We start from the raw sequence: 15,544 nt of genomic DNA, 5'->3' as shown, positions 1-15,544 counted from the left end.
GGTCCGTCGGGCCAGTCCGGTGTGGGCGGTGGTGGGCAGGACCGCGCGTCCGAGGTGGTCGGCGCGGGTTGGTCTCCGGCTCGGCTGGTCAGTGGTTCCAGATGGCCGGCGGGTCGGCGGGTCCGGCGGAGTTGGCCGTCGGCCCGGTTGGTCGGCGGGTCCAGACGGCCGGCGGGTCCACCTCGGTTGGTCGCTGTCCCGACTGGTCAGCGGGTCCGGCACAGTGGCCCTCGGTCCAATTGGTCGGCGGATTCAGTCGGCCAGTGGGTCCACTTCAAGCGGTCAAGGGGTCCGCTGGCCTGCGGGTCCGGATGGCCTGCGGGTCAACTTCAGTGGCCGGCGGGTCCAGGTGATCCGCTCGCCCGGAGGGCCAGTGGTCCGGCGCGGTGGCCAGCGGGTCCACGCAGCAGCGGGTCTGGTTGGCCGGCGGTCCAGGTCTCGGCTGTCCTGCTGCTTCCACCTCGGCCGTCTGGCGGCTTGTCCAGGTCCAGACCACCCAACCTCGCGCGCCTGTCGAGTGGTTTCCACTCCATCGGGTACACACGGGTTGGGCGTCCGGTTCGTCCGGATGCGCGTGAGGTCGTCGTCGCCCCGGCGGCGGCCTGTGCGAGGTCGTGCGGTTCACCTACCGGAACCGCGTCCCAGCAGACGAGGAGGGCTCACACCGGGGTTGGTCCAGGTCGACAGCGACGTCACATCAAGGAATGCTCAAGTACCTGCAACACCCGCGGGATCCTGATCGATCCTGTGACTGAGCACTCGTTGGCCGGTGCATCCTCCGTATGAAGTGGCATGTGCGGGGGACTAACCTGGCAGGGAGTTATGTCGACACCAAGAGCGAGATGGATAGAGGCGAGCGGCAGCCGTGTCCAGCAGTAGTCCTGCGTCACAGTTCGGCCCCAATGAGTGGCTGGTCGAGGAGATGTACGAGCAGTTCCTCGCCGACCCGTCGTCCGTAGACCCGGCGTGGCACGATTTCTTCGCCGACTACAAGCCGACGCAGCGGGCAGCCGGCAACGGGGGCGTCGCGGCGTCCTCGGCCGGTACGACGACCACCACCACGACGCGTGCGGCCGAGAACGGGCAGGCGCAGGCGGCCAAGCCCGCTGCCGCACCCAAGCAGGCCGCGCCGGCCGCCAAGGCTCCCGCGCCCGCTGCCGCTCCCAAGGCGACGCCTCCCAGCGCGAGCAAGCCCGCGCCGCAGCAGGCCGCCAAGGCCGCGCCGGTGAAGCCCGCCGAGGGCGAGGAGCAGAAGCAGCTCCGAGGCGCCTCGGCCGCCATCGCGAAGAACATGGAACTGTCGCTCACCGTTCCGACCGCGACGAGCGTCCGGGCCGTGCCCGCGAAGCTGCTGGCCGACAACCGCATCGTCATCAACAACCACCTGAAGCGGACTCGGGGCGGGAAGGTCTCCTTCACGCACCTGATCGGCTACGCGGTCGTCCGGGCGCTCAAGGCGTACCCGAACATGAACCGGCACTACGCGTCGATCGACTCGAAGCCGTTCGTGGTGACCCCCGAGCACGTCAACTTCGGCCTGGCGATCGACCTGCCCGGCAAGGACGGCGCTCGGACCCTCGTGGTGGCCTCGATCAAGGGCTGCGAGGACATGACGTTCACGCAGTTCTGGCAGGCCTACGAGGACCTGATCCGCAAGGCCCGCACCGGCGGTCTCGGCTCGGAGGACTTCTCCGGCACGACGATCTCGCTGACCAACCCCGGCACGATCGGCACGAACCACTCGGTTCCCCGCCTCACCGCGGGTCAGGGCACGATCGTCGGCGTCGGCGCGATGGAGTACCCGGCGCACTTCCAGGGCACCAGCGAGCAGGCCCTGACGGACATGGGCGTCAGCAAGGTCATCACGCTGACCAGCACGTACGACCACCGGATCATCCAGGGCGCCGAGTCGGGCGAGTTCCTGCGGCGCATCCACCAGCTGCTGCTGGGCGAGGACGGCTTCTACGACGACGTGTTCACGTCGCTGCGGCTGCCGTACGAGCCGATCCGCTGGGTCGCGGACATCCCCGAGGGCTCGGTCGACAAGACCGCCCGCGTGATCGAGCTGATCGACGCGTTCCGGACCCGCGGCCACCTGATGGCGGACACGGACCCGCTGAACTACCGCCAGCGCAGCCACCAGGACCTCGACGTCCTGTCGCACGGCCTGACGCTGTGGGACCTGGAGCGCGAGTTCCCGGTCGGCGGGTTCGCGGGCAAGGAGCGGATGAAGCTCCGGGACATCCTGGGCGTGCTGCGCAACTCGTACTGCCGCACCGTCGGCGTCGAGTACATGCACATCCTGGAGCCCGAGGAGCGCAACTGGATCCAGGAGCGCGTCGAGGTCCCGCACGAGAAGCCCCCGGCCACCGTGCAGAAGTACATCCTGTCGAAGCTGAACGCGGCCGAGGCGTTCGAGACGTTCCTCCAGACCAAGTACGTCGGCCAGAAGCGGTTCTCGCTCGAAGGCGGCGAGACGGTCATCCCGCTGCTCGACGCGGTGCTGGACAAGGCCGCCGAGCACGAGCTGGACGAGGTCGTCATCGGCATGCCGCACCGCGGCAGGCTGAACGTGCTGGCCAACATCGTCGGCAAGCCGATCTCGCAGATCTTCCGCGAGTTCGAGGGCAACCTCGACCCCGGCCAGGCGCACGGCTCCGGCGACGTGAAGTACCACCTCGGTGCCGAGGGCAAGTACTTCCGGATGTTCGGCGACGGTGAGACGAAGGTGTCGCTGACCGCGAACCCGTCGCACCTCGAAGCGGTCGACCCGGTGCTCGAAGGCATCGTGCGCGCCAAGCAGGACATCCTCGACAAGGGTGGCGACGGCTTCTCCGTCCTCCCCGTCGCGATGCACGGCGACGCCGCGTTCGCGGGCCAGGGCGTGGTCGCCGAGACGCTGAACCTGGCGCTGGTGCGCGGCTACCGCACCGGCGGCACGGTCCACGTGGTGGTGAACAACCAGGTCGGCTTCACCACGGCGCCGGAGAACTCGCGGTCGTCGAAGTACTCCACCGACGTGGCGAAGATGATCGGCGCGCCGGTCTTCCACGTGAACGGCGACGACCCCGAGGCCTGCTACTGGGTCGCGAAGCTGGCCGTGGACTACCGGCAGGCGTTCAACAAGGACGTCGTGATCGACATGGTCTGCTACCGGCGCCGCGGCCACAACGAGGGCGACGACCCCTCGATGACGCAGCCCGCCATGTACGACGTGATCGACACCAAGCGCTCGGTGCGCAAGACCTACACCGAGTCGCTGATCGGCCGCGGCGACATCTCCGTCGAGGAGGCGGAGAAGGCTCTCCAGGACTTCTCCAGCCAGTTGGAGCACGTCTTCAACGAGGTCCGCGAGCTGGAGAAGCACCCGGCCAAGGCCAGCCCGTCGGTCGAGTCCGAGCAGCAGGTGCCCGCGAAGCTCCCCACCGGGGTCAGCATCGAGGTGCTGGAGAAGATCGCCGACGCGCACGTCAACCTCCCGGAGGGCTTCACGCCGCACGCGCGCGTCAAGCCGGTCCTGGAGCGGCGCGCGAAGATGGCCCGCGAGGGCGGCATCGACTGGGCGTTCGCCGAGCTGCTCGCGTTCGGCTCGCTGACGCTGGAGGGCCGCCTGGTCCGCCTGGCCGGTCAGGACTCGCGGCGCGGCACGTTCGTGCAGCGCCACGCGGTGCTGGTCGACCGCAAGACCGGCGCGGAGTACACGCCGCTCCAGAACCTGTCCGACGACCAGGGCAAGTTCATGGTCTACGACTCGGTGCTGTCGGAGTTCGCCGCGCTCGGCTTCGAGTACGGCTACTCGGTCGCGAACAGCGACGCGCTGGTGCTGTGGGAAGCGCAGTTCGGCGACTTCGTGAACGGTGCCCAGCCGGTCATCGACGAGTTCATCTCGTCCGGTGAGGCCAAGTGGGGCCAGCGTTCCGACGTCGTGCTGCTGCTGCCGCACGGTCACGAGGGCCAGGGTCCCGACCACACGTCGGGTCGCATCGAACGGTTCCTCCAGCTGTGCGCCGAGGGCTCGATGACGATCGCCGTGCCGTCGACGCCCGCGAACTACTTCCACCTGCTGCGCCGCCACGCCCTCGACGGCGTGAACCGGCCGCTGGTGGTGTTCACGCCCAAGTCGATGCTGCGCCTGAAGGCCGCGACCAGCCCGGTCGAGGACTTCACCGAGGAGCGGTTCAAGTCGGTCATCCAGGACCCGACCAAGCCCGACCCCTCGAAGGTCACCAAGGTCGTGCTCTGCAGCGGCAAGATCTACTACGAGCTGGCGGCCGAGCAGGAGAAGCGCACGGTCAAGGACACCGCGGTGGTCCGGGTCGAGCAGCTCTACCCGGTGCCCGCCCGCAAGCTGACCGAGGCGTTGGAGCAGTACCCGAACGCCACCGAGGTCCGCTGGACGCAGGAGGAGCCCGCGAACCAGGGTGCGTGGCCGTTCTACGGTCTCGCGCTCCCGGAGCTGCTGCCCGAGCGCTTCCGCGTGGTGCGCGTGTCCCGCCGCCCGATGGCCGCCCCGTCGGCCGGTTCGAGCAAGGTGCACGAGGTCGAGCAGCGCGAGATCATCGCGAAGGCGTTCGACTAGCAGGCCAGATCCACCACCGAGCCGCCGGAACCGAGCACGTGGGTTCCGGCGGCTCGGCCGTTCACGGAGGACCCGATGTACTTCACCGACCGCGGCATCGAAGAGCTGGAGACCCGTCGGGGCGAGGAGGAGGTCAGCCTCGCCTGGCTGGCCGACCGGCTCCGCGCGTTCGTCGACCTGAACCCCGACTTCGAAGTCCCGATCGAACGCCTGGCCACGTTCCTGGCGCGCGACGACGAGGACGACGAGTGACGGAGGGGGCCCGGGCGGGCCCCCTCCTCCGCACTACCAGGCGTACGCCTCCGGGGCGGGCTTCGAGCCGTTCGGGCCCGGCGCCGGGAAGAGTTCGTCCAGCTTGGTCAGCACCTCGTCGTCCAGCTTCAGCTCAGCCGCGCGCAGCGAGCCGTCGAGCTGCTCGGTGGTGCGCGGGCCGATGATCGGGGCCGTCACGCCCTCCTGGTGCAGCAGCCACGCGAGACCGACGTTGGCCGGGTCCTCACCGAGGTCCGTGCACAGCTTCTCGTAGGACTCGATGGCCTCCTGGTGCTTGGCGAGACCCTCCTTCGCCCGGCCCGAGTTGCTCCGGCCGCCGCCGCCCTCGCGCTGCTTGCGCAGGGCACCGCCGAGCAGGCCGCCGTTGAGCGGCGACCACGGGATGACGCCGAGGCCGTAGTGCTTGGCCGCGGGCAGCACCTCCAGCTCCACCCAGCGGTTGAGCAGGTTGTAGATGGACTGCTCGCTGACCAGGCCGAGGAAGTGCCTGGCGCGCGCGGCCTCCTGGGCCTGCGCGAGGTGCCAGCCCGCGAAGTTCGACGACCCGAAGTAGAGCACCTTGCCCTGCTGGCGCAGGACGGAGAACGCCTCCCAGATCTCGTCCCACGGCGTCGCGCGGTCGACGTGGTGCATCTGGTAGAGGTCGATGTAGTCGGTCTGCATGCGGCGCAGCGACTCGTCGCAGGCGCGGCGGATGTTCAGCGCGGACAGCAGGTTGCCGTTCGGCCAGTCGCTCATGCTGCCGTAGAGCTTGGTGGCGATCACGGTCTTCTCCCGGCGCAGACCGCCGGTGGCGAACCACCGGCCGATGATCTGCTCGGTGACGCCCTCCCCCGTCTTCCAGCCGTAGACGTTGGCGGTGTCGAAGAAGTTGATGCCGTGCTCGTGGGCGCGGTCCATGATCGTGAAGCTGTCGGGCTCGGTCGTCTCAGGACCGAAGTTCATCGTGCCGAGGCACAGGCGGGACACGGAAAGGCCGGACCGTCCGAGGTTCGTGTACTCCATGACCTCCAGCTAACCCCGGATGCCCCGCGGCTGCCGGGTGGGGCCGCGCCAGGCGGCTTCCACAAATTTGACAGTATTGACCTCGAATATTCGACACTGCCATTTCACCCTGTCGTGGAGTTATTTTCATCTCGGTTCACTCAATTCCCTGCGGAGGACCCGAATGATGGAAAAACTACGTCGAGGAGCGGTGTTCACGGCTCTCGGCCTCACCGGGGCGGTCCTGTTCGCCCCGACCGCGACGGCCGCGCAACCCGAGGAGGCCGTTGTCGCGGCGGCGGGCGCGGACGCGGTTCCCGGGAGCTACCTCGTGGTCTACCGGGACGGCGTGCGCGGCGACGCGACCGCCCTCGCCACTCGCTACCAGGGCGAACTCGGCCGTTCGTTCAACTCCGCGCTGCACGGCTTCTCGGTGCGGGGGCTCTCCGAGAAGCAGGCGCGGCGGCTGGCCGCCGATCCGGCGGTGGACTACGTGGAGCAGGACGCCGTGGTCCGGGTGCAGGACACGCAGACCGATCCGATCTGGAGCCTGGACCGCATCGATCAACGCGAACTGCCCCTCGACAAGAAGTACACCTACGACAACACCGCCTCGAACGTGACGGCGTACGTCATCGACACCGGAATTCGCAAGTCCCATTCGGAATTCGAGGGACGCGCGAGCCACGGGTACGACTTCATCGACGACGACCCGGACGCGTCGGACTGCCAGGGCCACGGCACGCACGTCGCGGGCACGGTCGCGGGCAAGACCTACGGGGTCGCGAAGAAGGCGAAGGTCGTCGCGCTGCGCGTGCTGGGCTGCGACGGCACCGGCTCGTTCGAGGGCATCGTCTCGGCGATCGACTGGGTGACCGCGAACGGCGTCAAGCCCGCCGTGGTCAACATGAGCCTGGGTGGCGACGGCAGCAACGCCACGATGGAGAACGCGGTGCGCAGGTCCATCGCCGCGGGCTTCACCTACGCCCTCGCGGGCGGCAACAGCGGGCAGGACGCGTGCCGGTTCACGCCCGCGCGCACTCCGGAAGCCATCACGGTCGGCGCGGTCGACCAGACGGGGAAGAGGTCGGTGTGGAACTCCTCAGCCAGCTCCAACTTCGGGACGTGCCTGGACGTCTGGGCGCCGGGTACGGCTATCCGTTCGGCGTCGTACTCCGGTGACACCGCCTCCACCGAGATGGGCGGCACCTCGATGGCGAGCCCCGGTGTCGCGGGTGCGGCGGCCCTCTACCTGGGCGCGAACCCGACTGCCACGCCCGAGCAGGTCCGCGACGCCCTGGTCGCCAACGCCACCGGGGGCCTGCTGACCGACATCAGGACCGGTTCGCCGAACCTGTTCCTGCACACCGGGTCGGCGGGCCAGAACCCGAACCCGCCGGACCCGCCCGCGGGCAAGCTGACCGCCGCGACCTCCCCCGCCGCGCAGACGATCACGGCGGGCCAGGTCGGCAGGACGACGGTCACCGTCCAGGGCGGGACGGGCACGGTCCGGCTGTCCGCGACCGGCGGACCGCGGGGCTCGCTCAGCTTCTTCCAGCCCTCCGCGCTCTCGGCGGCGGGCAGCTCGCAGCTGACGGTGTACACCGGGTTCGGGACGCCGGGGACCTACCCGATCACGGTCACGGCGACGGACGGCACGACGAGCACCGCGGCGACGTTCACGCTGACCGTCAGGTAGCCGCGGGCACCGGGCCCGGCATCACTCCCATTCCCAGCGGATGCCGATGATGCCGGGCCCGGTGTCGTGCGCGACCAGGTGCGCGCTGTGCGTCGTGCCGATCCACAGGTCCCGCACGTCGGTCTCCGGGTCCTGCGAGGTCTCCTGGCGGAACCGGTAGCAGCGCACCGGGACCGCGTCCGGGTGGAAGTTCACCTGGAGCAGGTAGTCCCGCGCGCCGCGCAGGAACCGGCGGTCGCTGCACGAGCTGGCCGCGCCGGGACGGGCGGTGATCCGGTAGTCCACGACCGCCGTGTCGCCCGCGCGCAGCATCCGGTCGAACAGCACCTCGGCCAGCAGGAACCCGTGCTCCGGCTCGGTCCGCACCCGACCGATGCGGCACGCGCCCTCGGCCGAGATCGTGCCCACCGTCTCGTCGTCCTCGTCGGCCCGCTGGATCGCCATGAACCGGTCGATGCCGTCCTCGTCGGCGCGCAGCACGCCGTTGCAGTGCCACTCCACCTCACGCCCGTCCGCGCCGACCGTGGCGACGTCGCGCCAGCTCAGGTAGGTGACGGGGGTCGGCTCCAGGTGGTCGAGGGTGAGCATCAGGTCGTTGAGGCCGTCGGCCTGCACGTCCCAGATGCCCTCCAGCGTCAGCGTCCGCTCGGCGGTCTGCTCGGTCCACCGGCCGCGGGGCCGCTTCGGGCCGAGGCCGCGCAGCAGGTCGTCGACGCCGAGGACCTCCTCCAGCAGCGTCACGACGCGCAGCGACTCGGGGCGTTCCGGCCTGCTTCGCCCGCGCCGCCAGTAGCTCAACGTCGACACGCTCACCTGCGCGCCGCGCCGGGCCAGGTGGTGCTGGATCCGTTCCAGGCTCAGCCCGCTGGCCTCGATCGCGCGCGTGAGCGCGTCCCCGAAGTCCTCCGCCACGAGGACGAACCCTACGTGGTCGAACGCGCGAGGACCGTTCGTCCGACTCGGTGAACACGCGGCGTGCACCGGGGGGAAGCGCTCACCGGGTCGCCGACGACCACCGGGCTGGGGAGGACGGAGCGGCGATCGGTCATGACCGCCGGGACGGCGGGCCCCGCGCTGCCGCACGACCTGGCGGACGAGCTGCCGCCGCTGTTCACCGGCGTCGGCGGGCGGTGGCCGCACGCGCTCGCCGACCGCCTCGGAGCCCCGTCACCGCACCCGCGCGCCCGCGCGCCACACGGCGCGGGTCAGCGGGACACCGGGCCGGTAGGCCAGGTGCGTGGTCGACGGCGCGTCCAGCACGTGCACGTCGGCGCGGGCACCGGGGCGGAGGACGCCGATGTCGTCGCGGCGCAGCGCTCGCGCGCCCCCGAGCGTGGCGGCCCGGACGGCCTCCTCGACGCTCATCCGCATCTGGAGGACGGCGGTGGTGACGCAGAAGGCCATCGAGGACGTGTACGACGAGCCGGGGTTGCAGTTGCTGGCCAGCGCCACGGTCGCGCCCGCGTCGAGCAGGCCCCTGGCGTTCGGCAGCGGTTGGCGGGTCGACAGGTCGCACGCGGGCAGCAGCGTGGCGACCACCTCCGAGGTGGCGAGCAGGTCGACGTCCTCGGCGGACAGGTGGGTGCAGTGGTCGACGCTCGCCGCGCCGAGGTCGACGGCCAGCCGGACACCGGGTCCTTCGCCGAGCTGGTTGCCGTGCACCCGCAGCCCGAGCCCCTTCGCGGCGGCGGCCTCCAGCACCGCCCGCGACTGGTCCTCGTCGAACGCGCCGGTCTCGCAGAACACGTCGGCCCAGCGGACGTGCGGGGCCACGGCGTCCAGCATCTCGCCGCGCACGAGGTCCACGTAGTCGTCGGCGGCCACACCGGCGGGCACCAGGTGCGCACCGAGGAACGTGACCTCGTCGACGTGCCGCGCCGCGAGCGTCGCCGACCGCAGCTCGTCGGCGACGGTCAGCCCGTAGCCGGTCTTGGTCTCGACGTAGGTGGTGCCCTGGCCGACGGCCTCGGCGACGTGCCTGCGCAGGTTCGCCTCCAGCTCGTCGTCGGACGCGGCACGGGTCGCGCCGACCGTGACGGCGATCCCCCCTGCCGCGTAGGGCTTCCCGGCCATCCGCGCCCCGAACTCGGCGGTGCGGTCGCCCGCGAACACCAGGTGCGTGTGGCTGTCGACCCACCCCGGGAGCACGGCCCTGCCCTCGACGTCGACGCTCTCGTCTGCGGCGGGTGCGTCGGCGGCAGCGCCGACCCAGACGACCCGGTCGCCCTCCAGCACCAGCGCGGTGCCGGAGACCTCGGGGTCGTTCGTGGTCAGCTCACCGATGCCGGTGATGAGCGTGCTGGAGGTCATGCCGTGTGCACCCCGTTCTCCGCGATGACCTTGCCCGCCACGACGACCGCGGCCACGTCGGACGCGGTCGCGGTCAGGACGACCTGTTCGGGCCGCGATCCCGCCGTGCGCACGGAATCCAGCCGGACGGCGACGAGGTCGGCCGGTGCGCCGACGCCGATCCGCCCGGCTTCCGGCCAGCCGATGGACGCGTGGTTGGTCAGGGCCGCCATCAGCTCCCGCGGCGAGAACCGGCCGCGGCGACCGGTGCGCAGGCGTTCGCCGTGCTCCAGCGCCCGCGACTCCAGCAGCGGGTCGATGACGGCGTGCTGGTCGCTGCCCAGCGACAGCGGGCTGCCCGCGTCCACCAGTTCGCGGGCCGGGCCGATGCCGTCGGCCAGGTCGGCCTCCGTGGTGGGGCAGAAGCAGGCGCCGGTGCCGGAGGTGCCGAGCAGCGCGATGTCCCCGCCGGTCAGGTGGGTCGCGTGGACGGCCGTGGTGCGCGGCGAGAGGGCGCCCGCCTCGTGCAGCAGCTCGGTCGGGGTCATCCCGTACGCCGCCAGGCAGGCCTCGTTCTCGGCGGGCTGCTCGGACAGGTGGACGTGCAGCGGGCGGTCCGGGAAGGCGGCGGCGACCTCGGCCAGTTCGGCGCGGGGCACCGCGCGGACGGAGTGGATGGCCGCGCCGACGCGGGTCATGGCGTCCGGGCGCAGCTCCGCCACCCGTGCCGCCCACGCCGACGCGGTGCCGTCGGTGAACCGCTCCTGCACGCCCCTGACGGGCACGTCGATGCCGCCCGCCAGGTAGCAGGTGTCGAGCAGCGTCAGGCGGATGCCCGCGTTCGCGGCGGCCTGCCGGAGGGCCTCGCCCATCTCGTTGGACCGGTCGTGCAGGTAGTGGAACTCCCCCACCGCCGTGATGCCGGTGACCGCCATCTCGCGGTACACCGACGTGGCCAGCTCCAGGTAGCTCTCCGGGGTCAGCTCGGCGGCGACGGCGTACATGGCGTCGCGCCACGTCCAGAACGTGCCGCCGCCGTCGTGCGTGCGCCCCCGGAGGGCCCGGTGGAACGCGTGCGAGTGGGCGTTCGCGAACCCCGGCAGCACCACGCCGGACAGCCGGCGCGCATCACCCGGAGCGTCCGCGGTGGACAGTCGGACGACCAGGCCGTCCACGACGTCGACCACCACGCCGGGGACGACACCCTCGGGCAGCCACGCGTGCTCGCACCAGTAGCTCGTCACGTCGCCAGGTGCTCCAGGGTCGTCGCCAGCGCCACGACGCCCGCGGCGCAGTCGTCCGACGACGCGAACTCCTCCGGCGCGTGGCTGACGCCGGTGGGGTTGCGGACGAACAGCATCGCGGTGCGGGTGTGCGCCGCGAGGACACCCGCGTCGTGGCCCGCCCCGGTCGGGAGCGCCGGGACGCCGCCCAGCACGGCGGCGAGGGAGTCGCGCAGCTCGGGGTCGAAGTGCACGGTGCCGCCGTAGGACTCCTCGGTGACCTTGAGCGAGCAGCCCTCGTCGCGCGCGGCCCGCTCGGCGGCCGACACGACCTCGGCGACCACCTCCCGCGTCCGGGCGTCCTCGTCGGCGCGCGCGTCCAGCCAGACGTCGACCGAGGACGCGATCACGTTGGTGCCGCCGGGGTTCGGGACCAGCCGCCCCACGGTCGCCCGCGCGCCACCGGTGGCGGCGCGACGGGCCGCGAGGACCACCTGCGACGCCGGGAGCATCGGGTCGCGGCGGTCCTCGATCAGGGTGGCACCGGCGTGGTTGCCCTCGCCGGTGAAGCTGAACCGCCACCGCCCGTGGGCCAGGATCGACGACGCCACGCCGACGGGGACGTCCAGCCCCCGCCCCTGCTCCACGTGCAGCTCCACGAAGTCGCCGATCATCGACAGCGACCGCTCGTCGCGGCCCATCCGCAACGGGTCGAAGCCGGCCCGGTGGGCGGCCTCGCCGAACGTCACGCCGTCCGGGTCGGTCAGCCCGCACGCCGCCTCCGGCGTGATCGCGCCCGTCATCAGCCGGGAACCCAGGCAGGCCACGCCGAACCGGCCGCCCTCCTCCTCGGCGAACACGACGACCGCGAGCGGTCGGGTCGGCGTGAAACCCTTGGCCTTCAACAGGTCGACGGCCTGGAGCGCCGACACGACCCCCAGGGGTCCGTCGAACGCACCGCCGCCGGGCACCGAGTCCAGGTGGCTGCCGGTCACGACCGCGTCGCGACCGGGCGCGCCCCACCACGCCCACAGGTTGCCGTTGCGGTCGGCCCGCACGTCCAGGCCGCGCCGGGCGGCCTCGGCGGTGAACCACTGCCGCAGCTCCAGTTCCGCGGGCGTGAAGGCGTGGCGCGAGTACCCGCCGCGCTTGGCGTCCCTGCCGACGTCCGCGATGTCGGCGAGCAGGTCACCCACGGGCGGACATGGGGATGCGCACCCCGCGCTCGGCGGCGACCTCGGAGGCCCGGTCGTAGCCCGCGTCGACGTGCCGCAGCACGCCCGTGCCGGGGTCGTTGGTCAGCACGCGCTCGATCTTCTGCGCCGCCAGCTCCGTCCCGTCGGCCACCGTGACCTGGCCCGCGTGGATGGAGCGGCCGATGCCGACACCGCCGCCGTGGTGGATGGACACCCAGGTGGCGCCGGACGCCGTGTTGACCATGGCGTTGAGCAGCGGCCAGTCGGCGATGGCGTCGGAGCCGTCGGCCATCGCCTCGGTCTCGCGGTACGGCGAGGCGACGGAGCCGCAGTCGAGGTGGTCGCGGCCGATGACGATCGGCGCCGACAGCTCGCCGCTCGCGACCATCTCGTTGAACTTCAGGCCCGCGAGGTGGCGTTCGCCGTAGCCGAGCCAGCAGATCCGGGCGGGCAGGCCCTGGAACTCCACGCGCTCACCGGCCATCGTGATCCACCGGGCGAGCTTCTCGTTCTCCGGGAACAGCTCCAGGATCGCCCTGTCGGTCTTGGCGATGTCGGCCGGGTCTCCGGACAGCGCGGCCCAGCGGAACGGGCCCTTGCCCTCGCAGAACAGCGGGCGGATGTAGGCGGGGACGAAACCGGGGAAGTCGAACGCCCGCTCGAACCCGCCGAGCTTGGCCTCGCCGCGGATCGAGTTGCCGTAGTCGAACACCTCGGCGCCGCGGTCGAGGAACCCGACCATGGCCTCGACGTGCGCGGCCATCGACGCGCGGGCGCGCTCGGTGAACTCCTCCGGCTTGGTGGCCGCGTAGTCCTGCCAGTCCTCCAGCGCGACCCCGGCGGGCAGGTACGCCAGCGGGTCGTGCGCGGAGGTCTGGTCGGTGACGACGTCCACGTCCACGCCGCGGCGCAGCAGCTCCGGCAGCACCTCGGCCGCGTTGCCGACGACACCGACGGACAGCGGGGTGCCGGAGGCCTTGGCCGCGAGCACGCGGGCGACGGCGTCGTCCAGGTCGTCGGCGACCTCGTCCAGGTACCGGGTCTCCACCCGGCGCTGGACGCGGTGCGGGTCGACGTCGACGCAGAGGGCCACGCCCTCGTTCATCGTGACCGCGAGGGGCTGCGCGCCGCCCATGCCGCCGAGGCCCGCGGTGACCGTGAGGGTGCCGCGCAGCGTGCCGCCGAAGCGCTTGTCCGCCACGGCGCCGAACGTCTCGTAGGTGCCCTGGAGGATGCCCTGGGTGCCGATGTAGATCCACGACCCGGCGGTCATCTGGCCGTACATGGTCAGGCCCGCGGCTTCGAGCCTGCGGAACTCGGGCCAGTTCGCCCAGTCCGGCACCAGGTTCGAGTTGGCGATGAGCACGCGCGGCGCCCACTCGTGGGTGCGCAGGACGCCGACCGGGCGGCCCGACTGCACCAGCAGCGTCTCGTCGTCGGCCAGGTTCTCCAGCTCGCGGGTGATGGCGTGGAAGCTCGGCCAGTCGCGGGCGGCCTTGCCGGTGCCGCCGTAGACCACGAGGTCCTCGGGGCGCTCGGCCACGTCGGGGTCGAGGTTGTTGTGGAACATGCGCAGAGCGGCCTCGGTGGACCAGCTCCTGGCGGTCAGGTCCAGACCGCGCTTGGCACGAATCTCGGAGGTCAACGGAGGGCTCCACTTCGGATCAGGGCCTCGGCGGCCGCGATTTCGGGGGCGAGGTGCCGGTCCGGGCCCGGGCCCGCGACGGTCTCGCGGAGCTTCGCCACGGCCGCCGCGGTGGCGGGCGCGGGTTTGAGCGGTGCGCGCAGGTCCAGCGCGCGGGCGGCGGTCAGGAGTTCGACGGCCAGCACGGTGGTCAGCCCGTCGACGGCCTTGCGCAGCTTGCGGGCGGCGGACCAGCCCATGGACACGTGGTCCTCCTGCATCGCCGAACTCGGGATGGAGTCGACGGAGGCGGGCACGGCCAGGCGCTTCAGCTCGGACACGATCGCGGCCTGCGTGTACTGGGCGATCATGTGGCCGGAGTCGACGCCGGGGTCGTCGGCGAGGAACGGCGGCAGCCCGTGCGACCGGTTCACGTCGAGCATCCGGTCGGTGCGGCGCTCGGCGATGCTGGCGACGTCCGCGACCGGGATGGCCAGGAAGTCCAGCACGTAGGCGATCGGGGCGCCGTGGAAGTTGCCGTTCGACTCCACCCGGCCGTCGGCCAGCACCACCGGGTTGTCGATCACGCTCGCGAGTTCGCGGTCGGCGACCACCTCGGCGTAGGCGACGGTGTCGCGGGCGGCGCCGTGCACCTGCGGGGAGCAGCGCAGCGAGTACGCGTCCTGCACGCGGGTGCAGTCGGGGCCGCGGTGGCTCTCCATGATCTCCGAGCCCCGCAGCAGCCCGGCGATCCGGGCGGCGGACGCGGACTGGCCGGGGTGCGGGCGCAGGGCGTGCAGGTCGGCGGCGAACACCCGGTCGGTGCCCAGCAGCGCCTCGACGCTCATCGCGGCCGTGAGGTCGGCCAGGTCCAGCAGGGCGTGCAGGTCGCTGATGGCGAGCACCAGCATGCCGAGCATGCCGTCGGTGCCGTTGATCAGCGCCAGGCCCTCCTTCTCGGCCAGCACGACGGGCTCGATCCCGGCCGCGCGCAGCGCGACGCCCGCCTCGACCAGTTCGCCCGACGCGTCGCGCACCATCCCCTCGCCCATGAGCGCGAGGGCGGCGGCCGACAGCGGCGCCAGGTCGCCGGAGCAGCCCAGCGAGCCGTACTCGTGCACGACCGGCGTGATGCCCGCGTTCAGCATCGCCGCCATCGCGTCGACCGTCTCGGGCCGCACGCCCGTGTGGCCCGTCGACAGGGTCCGCAGCCGCAGCAGCTGGAGCGCGCGGACGACCTCCCGCTCCACCTCCGGCCCGGCCCCGGCCGCGTGCGAGCGGATCAGCGACCGCTGCAACGCCGTCCGCCGGTCCGGCGGGATGTGCCGGACCGCGAGCGCCCCGAACCCCGTCGACACGCCGTAGGTCGGCTGCTCCGCGGTGGCGAGCCGCTCGATGTGCGCCCTCGCCGAGGCCACCAGCTCCCTGGTGGCCTCCGGGATCTCCACCGGCACGCCGCCTCGGGCGACGGCCTGCACGTCCTCGCGGGTCAGCGGCTTCGGACCCAGCTGCACGGGTTGCACCATGTGCACATCACAACCCCCCGAGGCCGTTTCCACGACCCCGGAGGGCACGACTTTGTCTGGTATCCCAGACAGCACCGGTTCAGCGCTCGCCCGGCCAGGACATGTCCGGGTGCGGGTCGACCCGTGCGGCGTTCGCGATGGCGACCAGCCG

10 protein-coding genes are annotated in these 15,544 nt (G+C 71.9%); 3 read left to right on the top strand and 7 right to left on the bottom strand.

Annotated features, from left to right (window positions below; genetic code table 11):
- Positions 1-865: 865 nt before the first annotated feature.
- Both AC156L_RS18815 and AC156L_RS18810 read left to right on the top strand, forming a co-directional pair.
- A complete protein-coding gene (locus AC156L_RS18815; RefSeq protein ID WP_330878411.1) occupies positions 866-4,579 on the top strand; it encodes a multifunctional oxoglutarate decarboxylase/oxoglutarate dehydrogenase thiamine pyrophosphate-binding subunit/dihydrolipoyllysine-residue succinyltransferase subunit in 3,714 nt (1,237 codons plus the stop codon).
- 75 nt (positions 4,580-4,654) lie between these two features.
- A complete protein-coding gene (locus tag AC156L_RS18810; protein ID WP_330878412.1) occupies positions 4,655-4,831 on the top strand; it encodes a DUF6104 family protein in 177 nt (58 codons plus the stop codon).
- Positions 4,832-4,864: 33 nt separating this feature from the next.
- Here AC156L_RS18810 and AC156L_RS18805 read toward each other — a convergent pair whose 3' ends face one another.
- The gene (locus AC156L_RS18805; RefSeq protein ID WP_330878413.1) at positions 4,865-5,857 is read right to left on the bottom strand and encodes an aldo/keto reductase; all 993 of its coding nucleotides are present in this window, start codon (positions 5,855-5,857) and stop codon (positions 4,865-4,867) included.
- A gap of 190 nt (positions 5,858-6,047) precedes the next feature.
- Between AC156L_RS18805 and AC156L_RS18800 the strand changes: the two genes are divergently transcribed.
- The gene (locus tag AC156L_RS18800; protein ID WP_330878414.1) at positions 6,048-7,535 is read left to right on the top strand and encodes a S8 family peptidase; all 1,488 of its coding nucleotides are present in this window, start codon (positions 6,048-6,050) and stop codon (positions 7,533-7,535) included.
- A 21-nt stretch (positions 7,536-7,556) separates the two neighbouring features.
- Here AC156L_RS18800 and AC156L_RS18795 read toward each other — a convergent pair whose 3' ends face one another.
- From AC156L_RS18795 to hutH, 6 genes are all read right to left on the bottom strand, one after another.
- On the bottom strand, positions 7,557-8,447 hold the full coding sequence (locus AC156L_RS18795; protein ID WP_330878415.1) for a helix-turn-helix domain-containing protein: 891 nt from the start codon (positions 8,445-8,447) through the stop codon (positions 7,557-7,559).
- Positions 8,448-8,702: 255 nt separating this feature from the next.
- The gene (gene hutI, locus AC156L_RS18790) at positions 8,703-9,845 is read right to left on the bottom strand and encodes an imidazolonepropionase (protein WP_330878416.1); all 1,143 of its coding nucleotides are present in this window, start codon (positions 9,843-9,845) and stop codon (positions 8,703-8,705) included.
- Positions 9,842-11,068: a formimidoylglutamate deiminase gene (locus AC156L_RS18785; protein WP_330878417.1), complete on the bottom strand. Its 1,227-nt coding sequence runs from the start codon at positions 11,066-11,068 to the stop codon at positions 9,842-9,844. The genes hutI and AC156L_RS18785 overlap by 4 nt, the downstream gene beginning before the upstream one ends.
- Positions 11,065-12,243 (bottom strand): allantoate amidohydrolase, encoded by a 1,179-nt coding sequence (locus AC156L_RS18780; protein ID WP_330878418.1) that lies wholly within the window; start codon positions 12,241-12,243, stop codon positions 11,065-11,067. Before AC156L_RS18780 ends, AC156L_RS18785 begins: the two co-directional genes overlap by 4 nt.
- Complete coding sequence (hutU, locus tag AC156L_RS18775) at positions 12,236-13,888, bottom strand: urocanate hydratase (protein ID WP_484407111.1); 1,653 nt, start codon at positions 13,886-13,888, stop codon at positions 12,236-12,238. The genes AC156L_RS18780 and hutU overlap by 8 nt, the downstream gene beginning before the upstream one ends.
- Positions 13,885-15,393: a histidine ammonia-lyase gene (hutH, locus tag AC156L_RS18770; protein ID WP_414720070.1), complete on the bottom strand. Its 1,509-nt coding sequence runs from the start codon at positions 15,391-15,393 to the stop codon at positions 13,885-13,887. The genes hutU and hutH overlap by 4 nt, the downstream gene beginning before the upstream one ends.
- Between the last annotated feature and the right edge of the window lie 151 nt (positions 15,394-15,544).

This window comes from Umezawaea sp., assembly GCF_057122925.1.
Note: the sequence above shows the minus strand (reverse complement) of the source record. Positions and strands in the feature narration are given on the sequence as shown.